This window comes from Bradyrhizobium iriomotense, assembly GCF_030160715.1.
In the GTDB taxonomy this organism is placed as follows: domain Bacteria; phylum Pseudomonadota; class Alphaproteobacteria; order Rhizobiales; family Xanthobacteraceae; genus Bradyrhizobium; species Bradyrhizobium iriomotense.
Map to the genome: position 1 here is coordinate 154,467 of NZ_BSOW01000008.1, position 16,509 is coordinate 170,975.

Annotated in this window: 17 protein-coding genes; 3 read left to right on the forward strand and 14 right to left on the reverse strand. The window is 64.2% G+C overall.

Annotated features, from left to right (window positions below):
- The first annotated feature begins 148 nt into the window (after positions 1 to 148).
- Positions 149 to 1,411, forward strand: coding sequence for a complex I NDUFA9 subunit family protein (locus QQL28_RS13715; protein ID WP_284265840.1), 1,263 nt, complete (start codon positions 149 to 151; stop codon positions 1,409 to 1,411).
- 37 nt (positions 1,412 to 1,448) lie between these two features.
- On the opposite strand, the gene QQL28_RS13720 is transcribed toward QQL28_RS13715, so the two are convergent.
- Both QQL28_RS13720 and QQL28_RS13725 read right to left on the reverse strand, forming a co-directional pair.
- Complete coding sequence (locus tag QQL28_RS13720) at positions 1,449 to 3,008, reverse strand: acyl-CoA carboxylase subunit beta (protein ID WP_284265841.1); 1,560 nt, start codon at positions 3,006 to 3,008, stop codon at positions 1,449 to 1,451.
- Positions 2,938 to 3,912, reverse strand: coding sequence for an IclR family transcriptional regulator (locus QQL28_RS13725; protein WP_284265842.1), 975 nt, complete (start codon positions 3,910 to 3,912; stop codon positions 2,938 to 2,940). The genes QQL28_RS13720 and QQL28_RS13725 overlap by 71 nt, the downstream gene beginning before the upstream one ends.
- On the opposite strand from QQL28_RS13725, the gene QQL28_RS13730 reads away from it, so the two are divergent.
- Both QQL28_RS13730 and glsA read left to right on the forward strand, forming a co-directional pair.
- Positions 3,911 to 4,231 carry an acyl-CoA carboxylase biotin carboxyl carrier protein subunit gene (locus tag QQL28_RS13730; RefSeq protein ID WP_284265843.1) on the forward strand — a complete coding sequence of 107 codons (321 nt, stop codon included), beginning with the start codon at positions 3,911 to 3,913 and terminating at the stop codon, positions 4,229 to 4,231. The genes QQL28_RS13725 and QQL28_RS13730 overlap by 2 nt on opposite strands.
- A gap of 119 nt (positions 4,232 to 4,350) precedes the next feature.
- Positions 4,351 to 6,201: a glutaminase A gene (gene glsA, locus QQL28_RS13735; RefSeq protein WP_284265844.1), complete on the forward strand. Its 1,851-nt coding sequence runs from the start codon at positions 4,351 to 4,353 to the stop codon at positions 6,199 to 6,201.
- 5 nt (positions 6,202 to 6,206) lie between these two features.
- On the opposite strand, the gene QQL28_RS13740 is transcribed toward glsA, so the two are convergent.
- From QQL28_RS13740 to QQL28_RS13795, 12 genes are all read right to left on the reverse strand, one after another.
- Complete coding sequence (locus QQL28_RS13740; protein WP_284265845.1) at positions 6,207 to 6,509, reverse strand: nucleoside triphosphate pyrophosphohydrolase family protein; 303 nt, start codon at positions 6,507 to 6,509, stop codon at positions 6,207 to 6,209.
- 26 nt (positions 6,510 to 6,535) lie between these two features.
- A complete protein-coding gene (locus QQL28_RS13745; protein ID WP_284265846.1) occupies positions 6,536 to 7,063 on the reverse strand; it encodes a carboxymuconolactone decarboxylase family protein in 528 nt (175 codons plus the stop codon).
- A 459-nt stretch (positions 7,064 to 7,522) separates the two neighbouring features.
- Positions 7,523 to 7,879 (reverse strand): Zn-ribbon domain-containing OB-fold protein, encoded by a 357-nt coding sequence (locus QQL28_RS13750; protein ID WP_284265847.1) that lies wholly within the window; start codon positions 7,877 to 7,879, stop codon positions 7,523 to 7,525.
- Positions 7,876 to 9,012: a thiolase family protein gene (locus QQL28_RS13755; protein WP_284265848.1), complete on the reverse strand. Its 1,137-nt coding sequence runs from the start codon at positions 9,010 to 9,012 to the stop codon at positions 7,876 to 7,878. The genes QQL28_RS13750 and QQL28_RS13755 overlap by 4 nt, the downstream gene beginning before the upstream one ends.
- A gap of 12 nt (positions 9,013 to 9,024) precedes the next feature.
- Complete coding sequence (locus QQL28_RS13760; protein ID WP_284265849.1) at positions 9,025 to 10,224, reverse strand: CaiB/BaiF CoA transferase family protein; 1,200 nt, start codon at positions 10,222 to 10,224, stop codon at positions 9,025 to 9,027.
- A 135-nt stretch (positions 10,225 to 10,359) separates the two neighbouring features.
- Entirely contained in the window at positions 10,360 to 10,560 is a 201-nt protein-coding gene (locus QQL28_RS13765) for a hypothetical protein (protein WP_027523764.1), read from the reverse strand.
- Positions 10,561 to 10,678: 118 nt separating this feature from the next.
- The gene (locus QQL28_RS13770) at positions 10,679 to 11,848 is read right to left on the reverse strand and encodes an acetyl-CoA acetyltransferase (protein WP_284265853.1); all 1,170 of its coding nucleotides are present in this window, start codon (positions 11,846 to 11,848) and stop codon (positions 10,679 to 10,681) included.
- Between the two features lie 55 nt (positions 11,849 to 11,903).
- A complete protein-coding gene (gene eda / locus QQL28_RS13775; protein WP_284265855.1) occupies positions 11,904 to 12,554 on the reverse strand; it encodes a bifunctional 4-hydroxy-2-oxoglutarate aldolase/2-dehydro-3-deoxy-phosphogluconate aldolase in 651 nt (216 codons plus the stop codon).
- 13 nt (positions 12,555 to 12,567) lie between these two features.
- The gene (locus QQL28_RS13780; RefSeq protein WP_284265857.1) at positions 12,568 to 13,545 is read right to left on the reverse strand and encodes a sugar kinase; all 978 of its coding nucleotides are present in this window, start codon (positions 13,543 to 13,545) and stop codon (positions 12,568 to 12,570) included.
- A gap of 28 nt (positions 13,546 to 13,573) precedes the next feature.
- Entirely contained in the window at positions 13,574 to 14,560 is a 987-nt protein-coding gene (denD, locus tag QQL28_RS13785) for a D-erythronate dehydrogenase (protein ID WP_284265859.1), read from the reverse strand.
- A gap of 67 nt (positions 14,561 to 14,627) precedes the next feature.
- Positions 14,628 to 15,551 carry a carbohydrate ABC transporter permease gene (locus tag QQL28_RS13790; protein WP_284265862.1) on the reverse strand — a complete coding sequence of 308 codons (924 nt, stop codon included), beginning with the start codon at positions 15,549 to 15,551 and terminating at the stop codon, positions 14,628 to 14,630.
- Complete coding sequence (locus tag QQL28_RS13795) at positions 15,544 to 16,500, reverse strand: carbohydrate ABC transporter permease (RefSeq protein ID WP_284265864.1); 957 nt, start codon at positions 16,498 to 16,500, stop codon at positions 15,544 to 15,546. Before QQL28_RS13795 ends, QQL28_RS13790 begins: the two co-directional genes overlap by 8 nt.
- Positions 16,501 to 16,509: the final 9 nt, after the last annotated feature.

Below are 16,509 nucleotides of genomic sequence, written 5' to 3' on the forward strand. Positions count from 1 at the left end.
CCTGCCAGGGGCACGCCTCCGCCTAAAGAGCTGATCGTCGTGCTCACGAACGTGAAGGCCATGAAGGCAGAACTCCTTCAGAGCCAACTGACATCGCGTGGCCTGCACGGGTGATTGGCCAGCTGTAAAACCAACAGCAAGGTGGACTATGTTAAAGCACTGGCTCATTGACCTGATTGGTCACGTTTCCGGCCTCAGCGAGACACAGCTGAGGCAAATCGAGAAATCGCTGCCGGCGAGCAAGGCGCTGATCGATCTTCTCAATAGGGCACAGCCGATCATCGAACAGGCGCACAAGCTATACGCAGAAGCTGAGCCGCTGATCGATGAAGCAATGAAAGAGTGGCAAACGGTCGGCCCTGCGGCGCAAATTTTGATCGATGTCATCGGGCATCACGTCAACAAGGGTAGTTCGCCGGCAGAGGCCGCTGAGGCAGTCCGCACTGCGCTTAACGGCTCAATCAAGAGCGTCGCCCAGGATCATTGGATCGATCAGCGAATGAGCTGCGTAACCGTGTTTGGAGGAACCGGCTTTGTTGGCCGTCGCATCGTGCGCTATTTGTGCGAGTCCGGCATCACGGTGCGCATCGCCTCGCGGCATCCTCGGGGGATTGAGGGCGACGCCGTCAAACAGATCGCCGCCGACGCACACGACGAGCGCTCCGTAGAGGCCGCCGTTGCGGGCGCCGATGGTGTGGTCAACGCCATTAGCCTGTATGTCGAGCACGGAAGCGAAACATTTCACTCGGCGCATGTCGAAGCCGCCGCCAGGATCGCGAGCGTCGCGCGGCGGGTCGGGGCCACACGGCTAGTTCACCTATCGGGAATCGGCGCCGACGCGGCCTCGCCTTCGCCCTATATTCGCAGTCGCGGCGAAGGCGAGGCCGCCGTGCAGGCCGCATTCCCTGGCGCGGTCATCATACGCCCAGCTGTGATGTTTGCGTCGGACGACGGCTTTCTCACGACAATTCTCAGGCTGGTTCGGGCTCTGCCGGCTTATCCGATATTCGGCGACGGCAGAACGAGGCTCCAGCCGGTGTACGCGGATGATGTTGCGGCAGCGATCACACAAGTTCTGCGGCAGAGTAAAAAGCCGTATCCTGTCTACGAACTGGCCGGCCCACGCGTCTATTCATACGAGGAGTTGTTGCGGACCATTGCCCGTACCGCAGGCCTGCGGACGGTGCCGATGCGAATTCCGTTCGCCTTGTGGGATGCATTGGCCAGTGTCGCTGAAGTCCTGCCGCACCCGCCCCTCACCCGCAATCAGGTCGAGCTTATGCGGATCGACACCACAGCCTCGGACAACTTGCCGGGGTTTCGAGTGCTCGGCATTTCGCCGCGATCGCTCGAACAAGAACTCGAAGCGATGCTCGAGCAAAGCAAAAAAGTAGTTCGACGCGAAAGCTGACGGCCTTCTTCGCGTCGCGGTTCGCAATGATATCTAGCTACGGCCTGATCGTCATGTTCCCCGGCGGGCCCGGCGTGCGCAGCGGCTCCGCAAGCCTTGCGAACTCGCATAGCAGGGATCGCGTCTTGCGGGGATCGATGATCTCCTCGACCCAGAACTTTTCGGCCGAGCGGAACGGCGAGCGCAGCTTGTTGAGGCGCTCCTCGATCTCCTTCAGCTTGGCGTGCGGGTCTTCCGCCGCGTCGATGTCGGCGCGATAGGCGGCCTCGATGCCGCCTTCGAGCGGCAGCGAGCCCCAATAGGCCGAGGGCCAGGCGTAGCGGATCGAGAAGCGATCGGCCGGCTGATGCACGACGCCGGCAACGCCAAACGCGTTGCGCAGGATCACCGTGCACCAGGGCACCGTGGTCTGGTTGACCGCGGCCATGGCGCGCACGCCGTGGCGGATCGTCGCCGCCTTCTCGGCGTCCAGCCCGATCATGAAGCCCGGGCAATCCATGAGGTAGACGATCGGCAGATGGAAGGTTTCCGCGAAGTCTACCCAGCGCACCACCTTCTGGCAGGCATCCGCGGTCCACGAGCCGCCATAGTGGAAGGGATCGCTGGCGAGCAGCATCACTGCCCTGCCCTCGAGCCGCGCGAGGCCAACGATGACCGGCTTGCCGAAATTGCTGGCGACCTCGAAGAACGAACCCTTGTCGACGACGGACTCGATGATCGGGCGCATCTTGTAGACCTGCCGGCGGCTCCGCGGCACGGCCTTCGTCAAACCTTCGTCGATGCGTTCCGGATCGTCATGGCAAGGCAGCGTCGGCGGCAGCTCGTAGACCGACGACGGCAGATAGGACAGGAAGCGCCGCGCGCAGGCGAATGCCTCCGCCTCGGTCTCGACGGCATGATCGACCGCGCCGGCACGGGTCTGGATATCGGCGCCGCCGAGATCCTGCTTGGACAAATCCTGCCCGAGCCGCTTCACCACCGGCGGTCCCGCGACGAACATCGCGGAATTTTTGGTCATGATGGAGTAGTGGCTGGTAGCCAGCCGCGCGGCGCCGAGGCCCGCGACCGAACCGAGCCCGAGCGCCACGACGGGCACGCGCGCCAGGTTCTCCGTCGTGAAGCGGTACCAGCGCGTGCCACCGATGCCGCCCGGCAAGTTCGCCGCGCCCTTGGTCTCGATCGTCTTCACCGAGCCACCGCCGCCGGAGCCTTCGATGATGCGGATGATGGGCAGACGGAAATCGTGCGCCATCTCCTCCGCCATCAGCGGCTTGGCGGAGATCGACGCATCGGCCGAGCCGCCGCGCACGGTGAAATCGTCGCCGACCACCACCACCGTGCGGCCATCCACCCTGGCGCGGCCGAACACGCAGTTCGCTGGCGTCACATGCTTGAGCTCGCCATGCGCATCGTATTCACCGATGCCGGAAACGGCACCGATCTCGTGGAAGCTGCCCTTGTCGATCAGCCCGTCGATACGCTCCCGAACAGTCAGCCGCCCCTGGTCGTGCTGTCGCTTGACCTTGTCAACGCCGCCCATCTCCCGCGCGAAGGCTTCGCGCCGGGCGAGCTCGTCGAGTTCCGACTTCCAGTTCATTCAGTCCCCCCGGCGCGATAGGCTTGTTATTGTTTCGCACGGCCATCGCGATCGGCTTTCGCTCGAGACGGTTGTTGAGGAAGTCGCCCTCGGCGCCTTCGAGCAGGTCGCCGACCGCCTTGCCGAGCTTGACCATCAGCGGCGCGACCTCGCTGTGCAGCCGCTCCTCGTCATACATCGCTGCCAGGAGGCCGATCGTGACCACCACGACGGTCTGATATTGCGGCGACCACATCGGCACCGCGACGCCGTTGATATGCGGGCTCCACAGACCGCAGGCCACGACATAGCCATGCTCGCGCAGAAACTGGCGATTGGCCTCGATGCGCGGCTTCAGCAGCCGGGCCGCCTCCGGCGCCTCCCGCTCCATCTCCGCAACCAGGGCATCGCCGATCTCCGGCTGTAGCGCCGCCGTATAGGCAGCACCCGCGGCGGTGGACGCCATCGCGATCTTGCTGCCGATTCCTTCATGCAAGCCGAGCGCGCTCGCCGAGCGGGCAAACTCGAGATAGACGAGATTGAACCGATCGGGAATGACGAAGCCCACCGTGCCCGGCAATTGCTCGGCGATGTCCTCGAGCCGCAGGCGGATGAGGTTGCGCAGCTGCGCGCCCTTCATCATCGAGGCGCTCATGGCGACCGCGCTCGGCCCGATCCGGTATTTTTGATCGCGCGGCAGATAAACCAGCTGACCCATGCGCGTCAGAGTGTGCGTGAGTCGCGACACCGTCGAGCGCGGCAGGCCGCAGCGGTTGGAGATTTCGAGATTTCCGAGTCGCGCCTCGTGGCCCTCGAAGCATCGCAACACATCGAATGCGCGCGATACCACCTGGATGACATCACTTTCGCCGGCTTCGCCAGCGAGCACGCCTTGCCTACTCAACCGCTCCGAACGTCGTCCCATGTTCCCTACCAATTGTGTTCCGCTGTGCGGAATTAAATTCCGCTTGAAGGACACGCTACCTCAGGCATCTTGCGACGACAACAAAAAGGCGATTGGGATGCCAGAAATTAAGATCGTCACGGAGGTCGCAGGACGCATCTGCGCGATTCCCGTTGAGGTTGGGAAAAGCGTCGCAGATGGCGACGACGTTGCATTCGTCGAAGCCATGAAGATGGAGATACCGGTGCCCTCGCCTGCGACAGGGACGATCGCATCGCTTCTCGTCAAGCTCGACGACGTCGTCGCCGAAGGCCAGGCAATCGCGATCATCGCGATCTGACGATCGCTCGTCTTGCGTTGAGCTGCTCACCGCGCAATTGCGTCTACGCGTCGAACCGGCACCGTGCGATCACCTCAGCAATGGTTGCGCGCGCCCTGATTGCGTTGCAGAAGGAGGCGATGAAACCGCAATCGCCCCTCGCCTCCGCTGCCTGGACCCGTTCGAAGCCGCCTTTGCTGCGGTTCCTGAACGATTGTCTCACCGAATTCTCCGCCGAGACCTCCGGTGCGGTCGCCGACTACATCCCCGAGCTCAGCAAGGCCGATCCTGCCTATTTCGGCATCAGTCTGGCCACGCTGGACGGCCATGTCTACGAGGTGGGCGACAGCCGGGTTCCCTTCACCATCCAGTCGATGTCAAAGCCCTTCGTCTTCGCGCTGGCATTGGACATGCTGGGCGCTGCGCGGGTCGAGAGCGCGATTGGCGTCGAGCCCTCCGGCGATCCCTTCAACTCGATCCGGCTCAATGCCGAGAACCACCCTTTCAACCCGATGGTCAATGCCGGTGCAATCGCCTGCACGGGGCTGATCCAGGAGAGCAAGGGCGAGGCCGCCTTCGAGGAGATCCGAAAAGCCCTCGGCCGCTTTGCCGGCCGCGAGCTGGACGTGGACGAGGCCGTCTACACCTCCGAGAGCCAAACCGGCGATCGCAACCGTGCCATCGCCTACCTGCTGCGCACCAATGCCGTGATCAAGGACAACGTCGCTGCCGTGCTCGACGTCTATTTCCGGCAGTGCGCGGTGCTGGTCACTGCGCGCGACATTGCGGTGATGGCGGCAACGCTCGCCAACCGCGGCGTCAATCCAGTCACCGGCGAGCAGGTGATGACGCCTTACGCGATCTCGCGGACGCTGTCGGTGATGACGTCGTCGGGCATGTACGACTATGCCGGCGAATGGATCTACCGGATCGGCATTCCCGCCAAGAGCGGCGTCGGCGGCGGCATCCTCGCGGCCCTGCCTGCCCGGCTCGGGCTCGGCAGCTACTCGCCAAGGCTCGACAAGCACGGCAACAGCGTGCGCGGCATCAAGGTCTGCGAGGCACTGTCCTCGCATTACGACCTGCACATGCTCAACCGCAGCGACGATGCGCGCAACGCGATCATCGCGGACTATCACATCGGTCAGAGCCCGTCGCGCCGCGTCCGCCGCCCGCAGGAGCGCGAGATCCTCACCGCTCACGAGGATGAGGTGCGCGTCATCGAGCTCGTCGGCACGCTGTCGCTCTCGGCCGTCGACTACATCTCGCGGCGGCTCGCCGCGCGGCCACGGCCGCAGATCGTCATCTTCGATCTGCACCGCGTCACTTCGACCACGCGCGCCGGCGCGCGGCTCGTCGCCGAGGCCTTCGAAGAGCTCGCCGCGCTGGGCGTCACCGTGGTCCTGTCCGGCGTCAAGCGCGCCTCGCGGGAATGGAACACGCTTCGCGAATGGACGGCTGACTTGAAGAACGTCCGCGACTTCTACCTGCTGGACACCGCGATCGAATGGGCGGAAGACCAGATCGTCTACCGCTATGGCGGCTCGATCGATTTCCACGAAACCACCGAGTTATCCGAGCAGCCTCTGCTCGAAGGTTTGAACGATGACGAGCTGACCGATCTGGCCTCGCTCTGCACCATACGCACCTACAAGTCCGGCCAGAAGATCGTCGCGGCCGGCGATCCCGCCGATTCCCTTTTCTTCCTGCGCAGCGGCGCGGTGCACGTCACGCTGCCCGACGGCGTTCGCCTGGCGACGCTGACGGCCGGCATGGCCTTCGGCGAAATGGCGCTGCTGGAATCGACGCGCTCCGCGGACGTACTGGCCGACATGGCGGCGACCGCCTTCGAGGTGCCGCTCAGGGATTTCGAGCGTTTTCGTCAGCAGCATCCGCACGCCAGTGAGCGCATCATGCGCAACCTGGCGCAGCTCCTCGCCGATCGGCTGATCGTTGCCAACGCCAAGGTGGATATCCTGACGTCGACGTGAGGCCGTCAGCGGCTCGCCGCCTCGCGCAGGCGCCTGTTGATCCTGGCGGCGCTCTTGGCCAGCAAATCGGACGGCTTCTGGCCGGTCGCAGCGCACAGGCAGGCCCAGTAGTAGATGGTGTCGCCGAGCTCATCGACGAGGCCGGCCTGATCGAGCCAGCCGTCGCGCAAGAGCTTCTTGATGTGATCGGCGACCTCGCCTGCCTCGGCCGTCAAGCCGAGACCGAGATAGGACAGCCGCTCGTTGGTCGGGTGCTCTTCGACCTTGGCGATCGTCACAGCCCAGGCCGCGAATTCATCGATGTCCATCGGCATCCCTCGCCGCGTCTCGAATTTTAGCCCACGACCTCCGTCACCGGCTGGAGGTCGATCTCGAACGTCTCAAGAAATTTCGACGTCATGATGTAGAAGCCGACCGAAAGCTGCAACTCGACCAGCGCGCCCGGCGCGAGTTTTGCGGCAATCGCCTTGAAGGTCGCATCCGTCGGCTTGTTCAGCTTGACGATCTCATCCGTAAACGCGAGCGCCGCTCGCTGCGTCTCGGTAAAACATTTCGCCGCCTGCCAATTCGCAAGCGCCTCGTTCTGCTCGTCGGTCACGCCGACATTCTTGCCGATGCGCTTGTGCGCGATGACCTCGTACGGCGCCTCGCAGAGAATCCCGGTCCGCGTGATCGCGAGTTCCCGCACGATCGGGTCGAGCTCGCCCCGGCTCCGGATCGCCCCGCCCAGCCGGCAATACTGCACGAAATAATCGGGCGAATGCGACATCATGCGGAAGATATTGGCGTTGCGATTCTTGGCGAGGATGTCGCGTGTGCGCTCGGACGCCTTGGACGAATCGGCGTAGTCGATACGGGCCATCAGTCACCTTGGGTGTTGGTCTTGTTGTGGTTTTTACGAAGAATTCCCGCAGAGTATTCTTGCACCGACGCAAGAGCAACATCATCGAGTCAAATTGCCGCCGTAATGCTGAACGACCTTGCAACCGTCGATATTCGCCGCGTGGGGACAAATCGCAGCGAATACTCGAGCGGGGTGTTCCGAGTAAAAAAATCTGACCGTCGCTTTGCGCAGCGCGCGCCACGATGAGTCACGCCCAAGTCTAGGGAGTAAACGGCATGAAGGAAGCCACCAGGAGGGCGGCCTCGGAAGCGTTCGCGCATATGCTGGCGGTGACGGCGATGCTCGTCATCGCCAGCATATTGTTCTACGGGCGCTGAAAGAGCTTTCGTCGTTCCGGGGTGGTGCGTTCTTGCCAGACCCAGAATCCCGTTCCAGGTTCGGTCTGTTCGACCGCCCCCGAACGACGGAAACCACTCGTTAAACCTTTGTGAAAAACGGCACGAGCTTCCCGGCAAACGAGGCGAACTGCGCAGTGACCTCGTCGCCGATCGCGAGATCCTTCTCACCGTGCGCCATCATGCGAAAGCCCTCGGCGCAATCGACGAGCAGGATGTTGTAGGGCAGATGCGCGCGCGTCTCGGGCGTTGCGGCGCGGCAAACGAGCGAGGTGGCGTAGACCGTGCCCCTGCCGCTCGCGCGATATTCCCGCGGATCTGGCGCGCCACAGGCTGCGCAGAAGGCGCGATGGAAGTACTGCACGTCGCCGCACGACCCGCAGCGTTGATAGACGATCGCCGCTTCGCCCTTCGTCCAGTCCGCGATTCGCGCGCTCATCGCACCTGCTCCAGGAACATGCTGACATGCGAGGACAACACGCCGCCGTCACCATGCAGCAGCGCGATCGAGGCGTCGCGGACCTGGCGGTGGCCTGCGCGCCCGGTCATCTGGAGATGCGTTTCGGCCAGATGCGCCATCGCGCCGCCGACACCGCAATGGCCGTAGCTCAGGAGACCGCCGTGGGTATTGAGCGGCATGCGGCCGTCGCGGCCAAAATATCCGGACCGTACGCGCGCGGCGGCCTCGCCGCGTCCGGCAAGGCCGAGGTCCTCCAGCAGCATCGCGAGCGTGATGGTAAAGCTGTCATAGACGGCGGCGTAACGCACGTCTGATATCGCAAGGCGTGAAGCCTGTTTCGCGCGCGCGATCGAAATCTCGGCACCAAGCTCGCTCAGCGCCGGAGCCGCAGTGACATGCTGATGCGTATGCGCCTGCGCGCAGCCGCGAATCCGCACGCCGTCCGCACCGGTCCGTTCGCTGCTGATCACGAAGGCGGCGCCGCCGTCGGACACCGGGCAGCAGTCGAGCAGCTTCAGCGGCATCGCCACGGGCTTGGATGCCATCACGTCCGCAACCGTGATCGGCTCGTGGAATTGCGCGCCGGGATGGGTGCAGGCGTGTGCGCGCATCAGCACCGCGAACTCCGCAAGATCCTCCTCTGTCACTCCGTACTCGTGCATGTAGCGAGACGCGACGAGGCCGTAATAGGCGGGAATGGTCGGGCCGAGCGGCACCTCGTAGTCGGGATGTCCGACCTGCGCCAACGCCTGGATCGAGGCATCGCGGCTTTGCCCGGTGAGACGGTTCTCGCCGGCGACAACCAGCACATGCCGCACGACGCCGGCCTCGACCAAATGATGCGCGAGCATGGTCATGGCGAGCCCGGTCGCGCCGCCGACCTGTACCGCGTGCGCGTAGGCAGGGCGAATGCCGAAATGCTCGGCGAACACGGTCGCCAGCATGATGTGCGGCGATACCGTCGAATAGCCGCAGAGGACGCCGTCGATCTCCGCGCGCGTCAGCCCGGCATCGTCGAGCGCAAGCTGGGCCGCGCGGCTCATCAGGTCGAGCGAGGATGAGCCTTCATGCTTGCCGTAAGGCGTGAGCCCGACGCCGGTGATGAAGCTCATGGCGCTCTCTCCCTACTCCGGCGGCGAACGGGTCACGCCGTCGCGTATCAGGGCCGCAATGTCGTCGGCGGAATAGCCGATCTCTTTCAGGATCTCCGCACCGTGCTCGTTCAGGCGCGGTGCGAGGCGCGACGGTTCGGCGTCGGTGTCCGACCACGTCGCGGTGACCTTCATGCTGCGGATCGGACCTTCGGTCGGATGGTTGACGACCGGAAAGAAGCCCGTCGCCTCCAGGTGCGGATCATGCAGGATCGTTTGCAAATCGTGCATCGGCATGACCGGCACGTCGGCCCTAGTCAATAGCTCGATCCATTCGGCGGTCGTGCGCGTCTCGAAGATGCGCGCGAGCTCGGCATAGACGACATCGATATTCGCAGCGCGGCCGGCAAAGGTCGCAAACCTCTCGTCGGCGCGCAGATCGTCGCGCCCCGTCGCCTCGAAAAAGCTCTGCCACTGCTTGTCGTTGTAGACGATCACACTGAGATAGCCGTCCGCGGTCTTATAGGGCCTGCGGTCGCGCGACAAATGCCGCGCATAGCCGCCCTTGTCGAGCGGCGGCTCGAAGGTCAGCCCGCCCATGTGATCGCCCATGACGAATCCGGCCATGGTCTCGAACATCGGGATGTCGACGCGCTGGCCGCGTCCGGTGCGGTCGCGATGCACGAGGCTGGCGCAGATCGCGCCCACCGCGGTAAGGCCGACGATGCGATCGACCAGCGCGTTCGGCACGTAGCGCGGCACGCCGTCGCCGGTCTGCGCCATCAATGCGGGCAGCGCCGTTGCACCCTGGATCAGGTCGTCATAGGCAGGCTTTGCGGCATAGGGCCCGTCCTGGCCGAAGCCGAACACGCCGGCATAGACGAGGCGCGGGTTGATCGCGGAGACCACGTCATAGCCGAGCTGAAGGCGCGCCATGGCCTGCGGCCGGACGTTGTAGACGAGAACGTCGGCGTCGCTGATGAGCCGCAGCACGGCGTCGCGCCCCGCAGGCTTCTTCAGGTCGAGGCAGATCGAGCGCTTGCTGCGATTGGTGTTGAGGAAGACCGGGCCCATGCCGGCATGGCGCATCGGGCCGATCTGCCGGGTGACGTCGCCTTCGAGCGACTCCACCTTGATGATGTCGGCACCATAGTCACCGAGCATCTGGGTCGCATACGGCCCCATCAGCACGGTGGTCATGTCGATGACCTTGATGCCCTTCAACGGCCCCATCGTTCACTCCCGATTGCGCGGGCTGACTGCGGCCCGCGGTTTCGGCCAGCTAACTGAAGCGGCGAGGCTCAAGCAAGGGCGGCCGGCGTATGGCCGCATGCGCCGCGGGCGAGCACGGCGCGCCGCCGGCTCCGGTTATTTCTTCTGACGGGCTTCGCGGATCTTGAGCAGCCGGTCGAGCTCGTCGTTCTGCTGGTTGATGCGATCGGCGATACGCGCCTCGCTCTGCTCGCCGGACGCGGCGGCGGCCTGCTCGATGAGCTGCCTGATATTGCCCTCGAGGATCGCGATACGATCGTTGAGTTCGTCTAGTGACAGCGAACTATCATTGCTCATGATGCATTCCCCGGAAATCAATCAAGAGCAGGAGGGTGAGCGAACCGAAACCTGCTCACCTTGACTTAGCGCAAGGAAGGGTGGCGCGGCGCATCGCGCCTTCGCCTGCCCTTACCGGTTACTTCAACGGCTCCAGGACGGAAACGTAGTTGGCCACGGCCGCGCCGCCCATGTTGAAGATGCCGCCCAGCCTGGCGTTCCTGATCTGCATGCCCTCAGGCGCCTGGCCTGCAAGCTGCATCGCGGTCATCACATGCATGGAGACGCCGGTGGCGCCGATCGGATGGCCCTTCGACTTGAGCCCGCCGGACGGATTGACCGGCAGCTTGCCGTCCTTCAGCGTCCAGCCTTCCTTGATGGCGCGGGCGCCCTGCCCCTTCGGCGTCAGGCCCATCGCTTCATATTCGATCAACTCGGCGACCGTGAAGCAGTCATGGGTCTCGACGAAAGAGAGGTCGGCGAGCGACACGCCGGCCTTCTCCAGCGCGCGCTGCCAGGCGACCGTGCAGCCCTCGAACTGGAGGATGTCGCGCTTGCTCATCGGCAGGAAATCCTGGGCGTGCGCGGTGGCGCGGAAGCCGATCGACTTGCCCATGCCCTTGGCGGTCTCGGCATCGGCCAAGACCAGCGCGGCGGCGCCGTCGGACACCAGCGAGCAGTCGGTGCGCTTCAACGGGCCGGCGACATAGGGGTTCTTCTCGCTCTCGGCGCGGCAGAAATCGAAGCCGAAATCCTTGCGCATCTGGGCGAAGGGATTGGCGACGCCGTTCTTGTGGTTCTTGGCCGCGATCAGCGCCAGCGCATCGGACTGGTCGCCGTATTTCTGGAAGTAGGCGCTGGCGATCTTGCCGAACACGCCGGCGAAGCCGCCGACGGTGTCGCCGTCTTCCGGCAGGTACGAGGCTTTGAGCAGGTTCTTGCCGATCTCCGGACCCGGCGTACGCGTCATCTGCTCGACGCCAACGACCAGAACGATCCTGGCAGCGCCGGCCGCGATCGCGCGCAGGCCCTGATGCACCGCGGCCGAGCCCGTGGCGCAAGCATTCTCGACGCGGGTCGCCGGCTTGAAGCGCAGATGCGGATCGGCCTGGAGCACCAGCGAGGCGGTAAAATCCTGCGGCGAGAAGCCGGCGTTGAAATGACCGAGCACGATCTCATCGACATCGCCAGCCGAAATGCCGGCGTCCGCAAGCGCCTCATTGGCGACGCGCGTGACGAGGCTTTCGACGGTCTCGGTGTCGAACTTGCCGAACGGCGTATGCGCCCATCCGACGATGCTTCCCGCCATGGTCATTCTCCTCAGGTCTTCCCTGCCCGATTCTTAGCCCATCGGGCCCAAGACTTCACCCGGCTTTGAGGCCTTTGAGGGTGCGCTGGCAGATGGCAGTTATGCCGGCCCAGTTCCCGGCCCTGATCTCCGCCGCCGGGCATAGCCAGGAACCGCCGACCGCCAGCACGTTCGGCTCGGCGAGCCAGGTCGCCGCATTGGCCTCGCCGACGCCGCCGGTGGGGCAAAAGCGCACATTGGGGAACGGACCGCCCAGGGCGCGCAGGCCCTTGATGCCGCCGGCCTGCTCGGCGGGGAAAAACTTGGCAACATCGAAGCCGAGCGCCAGCGCCTGCATCAGTTCGGATGCGGTCGCGATCCCCGGGGCAAAGGGCAAGGCGCTATCGGCGGCCGCCTTGAGCAGATCGGGCGTGCCTCCCGGGCTGATGCCGAACTTGACGCCAAGCGCCTCGGCGCGGGCGAGGTCGGCCGGGTTGAGGATGGTGCCGATGCCGACGATCGCCTCCGGCACCTCTGATATCATCGCCTTCGCCGCCTCGATCGCCACGGAGGTGCGCAGCGTCACCTCCAGCGTCTTGACGCCGCCGGCGACAAGGGCGCGCGCCAGGGGCACGGCATCCTCGAGACGCTCGATGGTGAGGACTGGTATGACGGTCGCGGCCTTGAACAGCGCGGCGAGCTTTTCCTGTTTGGCAGTCGTGGTCATTGCGTTTCGATTCTCACTTTGTCGCTTGGCGTGAGGTGGCCGGCCGGTGCCGCTTCTTCGGTGGCATCGCATAGGCCGGAATGATGGCACCGGGATAGCAGATCACGAGGCTCGCGAGGCGATGCCCGGCCTGCGCGGCCTCGACCGGATCAGAGCCCGCGAGCCTTGCGGCAATATAGGCCGCCGCAAAGCTGTCGCCGGCCGCGGTGGTGTCGACCACCGGCTTGGTCATCGGCTCGGCACGCACTTCGCTTGTGCCGCCCGGAAAGCGCAACAGGCTGACAGGTTCGGGAAGACGGAACACCAGCTCGGGAGTGGGGATGCGCGCCGTCAGCTCGGCATGGCTCTCGCCGGGATACAGGGCGAGCAGATCCTCGGTCGAGGTGAGCACGATGTCGGCGGCCTCGAATGCCGCGGCAAACACCTCGCGGGCGACGTCGCGATCGGGCCAGCTGCGGGCGCGAAAATTGGTGTCGAACACGAAGCGGGTGCCGAGCAGGCGCGCACGCTTGATCGCCGCGAACAGGCGCTCGCGCCCGGCCTGATCGTAGATCGAGAGCGTGATGGCGGAGAGATAGACGATGTCGTAGCTCATCAGGGAGTTGAGGATCTCGTCCGTCTCCGGCAAATCCATCAGCCGGCGCGCGGCTGCGCTGTCGCGCCAGTGAAAGAACTGCCGCTCGCCCCTGGCATCGAGCTGGATCATGTAGAGGCCGGGCAACTTGCCGGGCAGACGCACGACGCGCCTGGTGCCGACGCCCTCCGCAGTCCAGGCCGCCACCATCTCATCGCTCAATGCGTCATCGCCGAGCGCGGTGAAATAGTCGACCTTGACCTCGAGCCGTGCCAGATAGACGGCCGTGTTGAGCGTATCGCCGCCGAAGCCGCGCGAGTAGAGCCCGCCGCCCTGCCCCTGGCCGCCGGACTGCCCTCCTCCCTGGGCCTGCCGAAGCTCGACCATGCATTCACCGATGCAAGCAACGCTCGCCATCACTCACCCACGCCATTTATCGGTTGCGTCAGGCGACGAAATTGCCGCCGAGCTCGTCTTCGATGTGAATGCGGATGATATCATCGAAGCTCTTCTCGGCGGTAGTGAAGCCGAGCTCGCGCGAGCGCCGTGCATCGAAATTACGCGGCCAGCCGCCGACGATACCCACGATGAACGCATCCGGCTCCCGCTTGATGCGGGCGGCGACCTTCTCGCCCGCGACCCGCTTGAGGGCCGCGATCTGCTCGCCGACCGTCGCCGACAGGCCGGGCATGGTGAGATTGCGGCGCGGGCCGACCGCGGCGAGATCCATCGTGCCGGCATGGAGCAGGAAGCCGACGGCGGAGCGCGGCGTCGCGTGCCAGTGACGGACGTCCTCGGAGACCGGCAGGATCGCTTCTTTGCCAGCGAGCGGCTCGCGCAAGATGTTGGAGAAGAAGCCGGATGCCGCTTTGTTGGGCAGGCCGGGCCGGATGCAGATGGTCGGCAGGCGGATGCCGATGCCGTCGAGGAAGCCGCGGCGGGAATAGTCGGCGAGCAGCAATTCGCCGATCGCCTTCTGGGTGCCGTAGCTGAGCAGCGGCGTGTGAAAGAACTCGTCGCCGATCGCATCCGGGAACGGGGAGCCGAACACCGCAATCGAGGAGGTAAAGACCACGCGCGGCTTGTAGCCGCCGCCGGCGAGGCGGATGGCGTCGAGCAGCATCCGCGTGCCGTCGAGATTGATGCGATAGCCCTTGTCGAAATCGAGCTCGGCCTCGCCGGAGACGATGGCGGCCAGATGGAAGATCACGTCGGGGCGGCCCGCGATCAGCTTCTCGGCGGCTCCGGGAACGGCAAAATCGCCGGACACCGTATCGACGGCAAAGCCGGCCTTCTCGGGCTTCTTCGGCTCGACCACATCATGCATGGTCAGCTTGGTGATGTCGCTCTTGCCGAGCCGGCCGTCGTGCAGCAGCCGTTCGCACAATTTGCGGCCGACCATGCCGGCAGCGCCGAGAACCAGAATGTGCAAGAGCCTACTCCTTCTTATTGGTCTTGAACGCGCCCGCTCGGACACGCTCTTTACGGCTGGCCCGCAATCATTCCTTCACGGCGCCGGTCATCGCCGACACATAATGCTCCACGAAGAACGCGTAAAGGATGACCAGCGGCAGCGAGCCCGCCAGCGCACCCGCCATCAGCGAGCCCCAGCGGTAGATGTCGCCATCGACGAACTCGTTGACGATCGCCACCGGCACCGTCTTGTTGCTGGTCGACTGCAAGAAGGTCAACGCATAGATGAACTCGTTCCAGCACAGCGTGAAGCAGAAGATGAAGGCCGAGATCAGGCCGGGGATTGCCAGCGGCAGGACGATCTTGATCAGGATCTGCCAGCGGCTCGCCCCATCGATCAGCGCGCATTCCTCGAGCTCGAACGGGATGGTCTTGAAATAGCCCATCAACAGCCAGGTCGAGAACGGGATCAGGATCGTCGGATAGGTCAGGATCAGGGCCATCGGCGAATCGAACAGGCCGTACTGGAACACGACGGTGGCGAGCGGGATGAACAGGATCGACGGCGGCACCAGATAGGCGAGGAAGATCAGCCCGCCGACGAGATTGGCTCCCTTGTAGCGCAGGCGCACGATGGCATAGGCCGCCAGCACCGATGCGATGATCGAGAGCACGGTGGCGCAGACCGCCACATACATCGTGTTCCAGAGCCAGTGCGGATAGTAGCTCTCGAACAGCAGCTTATGGAAATGCTTGAAAGTCGGATTCCAGGTCCAGAACGGATTGTACTTGTCGAGATCGAGCAGCTGCTCGTCCGGCTTCACCGAGGTGAGCGCCATCCAGTAGAACGGAAACAGCAGGACCACGACGATGATCGTGAGCGGCAGATACAGCGTCACGATCCGGCGCGGCACCGACTGAAGATAGCTCATGCCTTCGCTGTGATCGGCGCGGGCCGGCGTCGACAGGACGGTCTTAAGATCGACTTTCGAGGCAGGAAGATCAGTCATTGTTCTCTCCCTGTTGCCACTTCCTGCGCTGCAATCCGAACCATGAAACCATGATCGCGGCGAGCAGGAACGGGATCATCGCACTGGATATCGCTGCACCCTCGCCGAGCTGCCCGGCGATGATCGCGCGCTGATAGGACAGCGTCGCCATCAGATGGGTGGCATTGACCGGGCCGCCGCGGGTCATCGCCCAGATCAGCTGGAAGTCGGTGAAGGTGAACAGCACCGAGAAGGTCATCACGACCGCGATGATCGGCGTCAGCAGCGGATAGGTAATGTACCGGAAGTTCTGCCAGCGCGTGGCGCCGTCCAGCGTTGCGGCTTCATAGAGCGAGGGCGACACCGTCTGCAGGCCGGCGAGCAGCGTGATCGCCACGAACGGCACGCCGCGCCAGATATTGGCGAAGATCACGCAAATGCGTGCCCAGGTCGTGTCGCCGAGGAAATTGATGTTCTGGCTGATCAGGCCGAGATGCTTCAGCGACCAGGAGATGATCGAGAACTGGGAATCGAAGATCCACCAGAACGCCAGCGCCGAAAGCACCGTCGGCACGATGAAGGGGATCAGCACCATCGCGCGCAGCATCGCCTTGAATGGCATGTTCTCGTTCAGAAGCAGCGCGAGATAGAGCCCGATTGCGAATTTGAGGGCGCTGGCGACGAAGGTATAGAGCAGCGTGTTGAACACCGACAGCCAGAAGATGGCGTCGTCCCACAGCCATTCATAATTCTCGGTGCCGATGAACTGGCCGACCCGGCCGATGCGGGTGTCGGTGAAGGACAACCAGATGCCGAGCCCCAGCGGATAGGCCAGGAAGAAGATCAGGAAGGCCATGGCCGGCAGCATGAACCAGAAGCCGAGCCAGTTGCGGTTGTGCTTGAGCTGGTCCCAGGCGCTGGCCTCGCGAAACTGAGGCTTGGCTTGGGAAGCAATTACGACATCAGCCATGCCCGATAT

What these genes read in the sequence shown, in the direction of transcription:
- QQL28_RS13715 (WP_284265840.1), top strand. Translation starts at nt 149, where the DNA reads ATGTTAAAGCACTGGCTCATTGACCTGATTGGTCACGTTTCCGGCCTC.
- QQL28_RS13720 (WP_284265841.1), bottom strand. Translation starts at nt 3,008, where the DNA reads ATGAACTGGAAGTCGGAACTCGACGAGCTCGCCCGGCGCGAAGCCTTC.
- QQL28_RS13730 (WP_284265843.1), top strand. Translation starts at nt 3,911, where the DNA reads ATGTTCCCTACCAATTGTGTTCCGCTGTGCGGAATTAAATTCCGCTTG.
- QQL28_RS13725 (WP_284265842.1), bottom strand. Translation starts at nt 3,912, where the DNA reads ATGGGACGACGTTCGGAGCGGTTGAGTAGGCAAGGCGTGCTCGCTGGC.
- glsA (WP_284265844.1), top strand. Translation starts at nt 4,351, where the DNA reads ATGAAACCGCAATCGCCCCTCGCCTCCGCTGCCTGGACCCGTTCGAAG.
- QQL28_RS13740 (WP_284265845.1), bottom strand. Translation starts at nt 6,509, where the DNA reads ATGGACATCGATGAATTCGCGGCCTGGGCTGTGACGATCGCCAAGGTC.
- QQL28_RS13745 (WP_284265846.1), bottom strand. Translation starts at nt 7,063, where the DNA reads ATGGCCCGTATCGACTACGCCGATTCGTCCAAGGCGTCCGAGCGCACA.
- QQL28_RS13750 (WP_284265847.1), bottom strand. Translation starts at nt 7,879, where the DNA reads ATGAGCGCGCGAATCGCGGACTGGACGAAGGGCGAAGCGGCGATCGTC.
- QQL28_RS13755 (WP_284265848.1), bottom strand. Translation starts at nt 9,012, where the DNA reads ATGAGCTTCATCACCGGCGTCGGGCTCACGCCTTACGGCAAGCATGAA.
- QQL28_RS13760 (WP_284265849.1), bottom strand. Translation starts at nt 10,224, where the DNA reads ATGGGGCCGTTGAAGGGCATCAAGGTCATCGACATGACCACCGTGCTG.
- QQL28_RS13765 (WP_027523764.1), bottom strand. Translation starts at nt 10,560, where the DNA reads ATGAGCAATGATAGTTCGCTGTCACTAGACGAACTCAACGATCGTATC.
- QQL28_RS13770 (WP_284265853.1), bottom strand. Translation starts at nt 11,848, where the DNA reads ATGGCGGGAAGCATCGTCGGATGGGCGCATACGCCGTTCGGCAAGTTC.
- eda (WP_284265855.1), bottom strand. Translation starts at nt 12,554, where the DNA reads ATGACCACGACTGCCAAACAGGAAAAGCTCGCCGCGCTGTTCAAGGCC.
- QQL28_RS13780 (WP_284265857.1), bottom strand. Translation starts at nt 13,545, where the DNA reads ATGGCGAGCGTTGCTTGCATCGGTGAATGCATGGTCGAGCTTCGGCAG.
- QQL28_RS13790 (WP_284265862.1), bottom strand. Translation starts at nt 15,551, where the DNA reads ATGACTGATCTTCCTGCCTCGAAAGTCGATCTTAAGACCGTCCTGTCG.
- QQL28_RS13795 (WP_284265864.1), bottom strand. Translation starts at nt 16,500, where the DNA reads ATGGCTGATGTCGTAATTGCTTCCCAAGCCAAGCCTCAGTTTCGCGAG.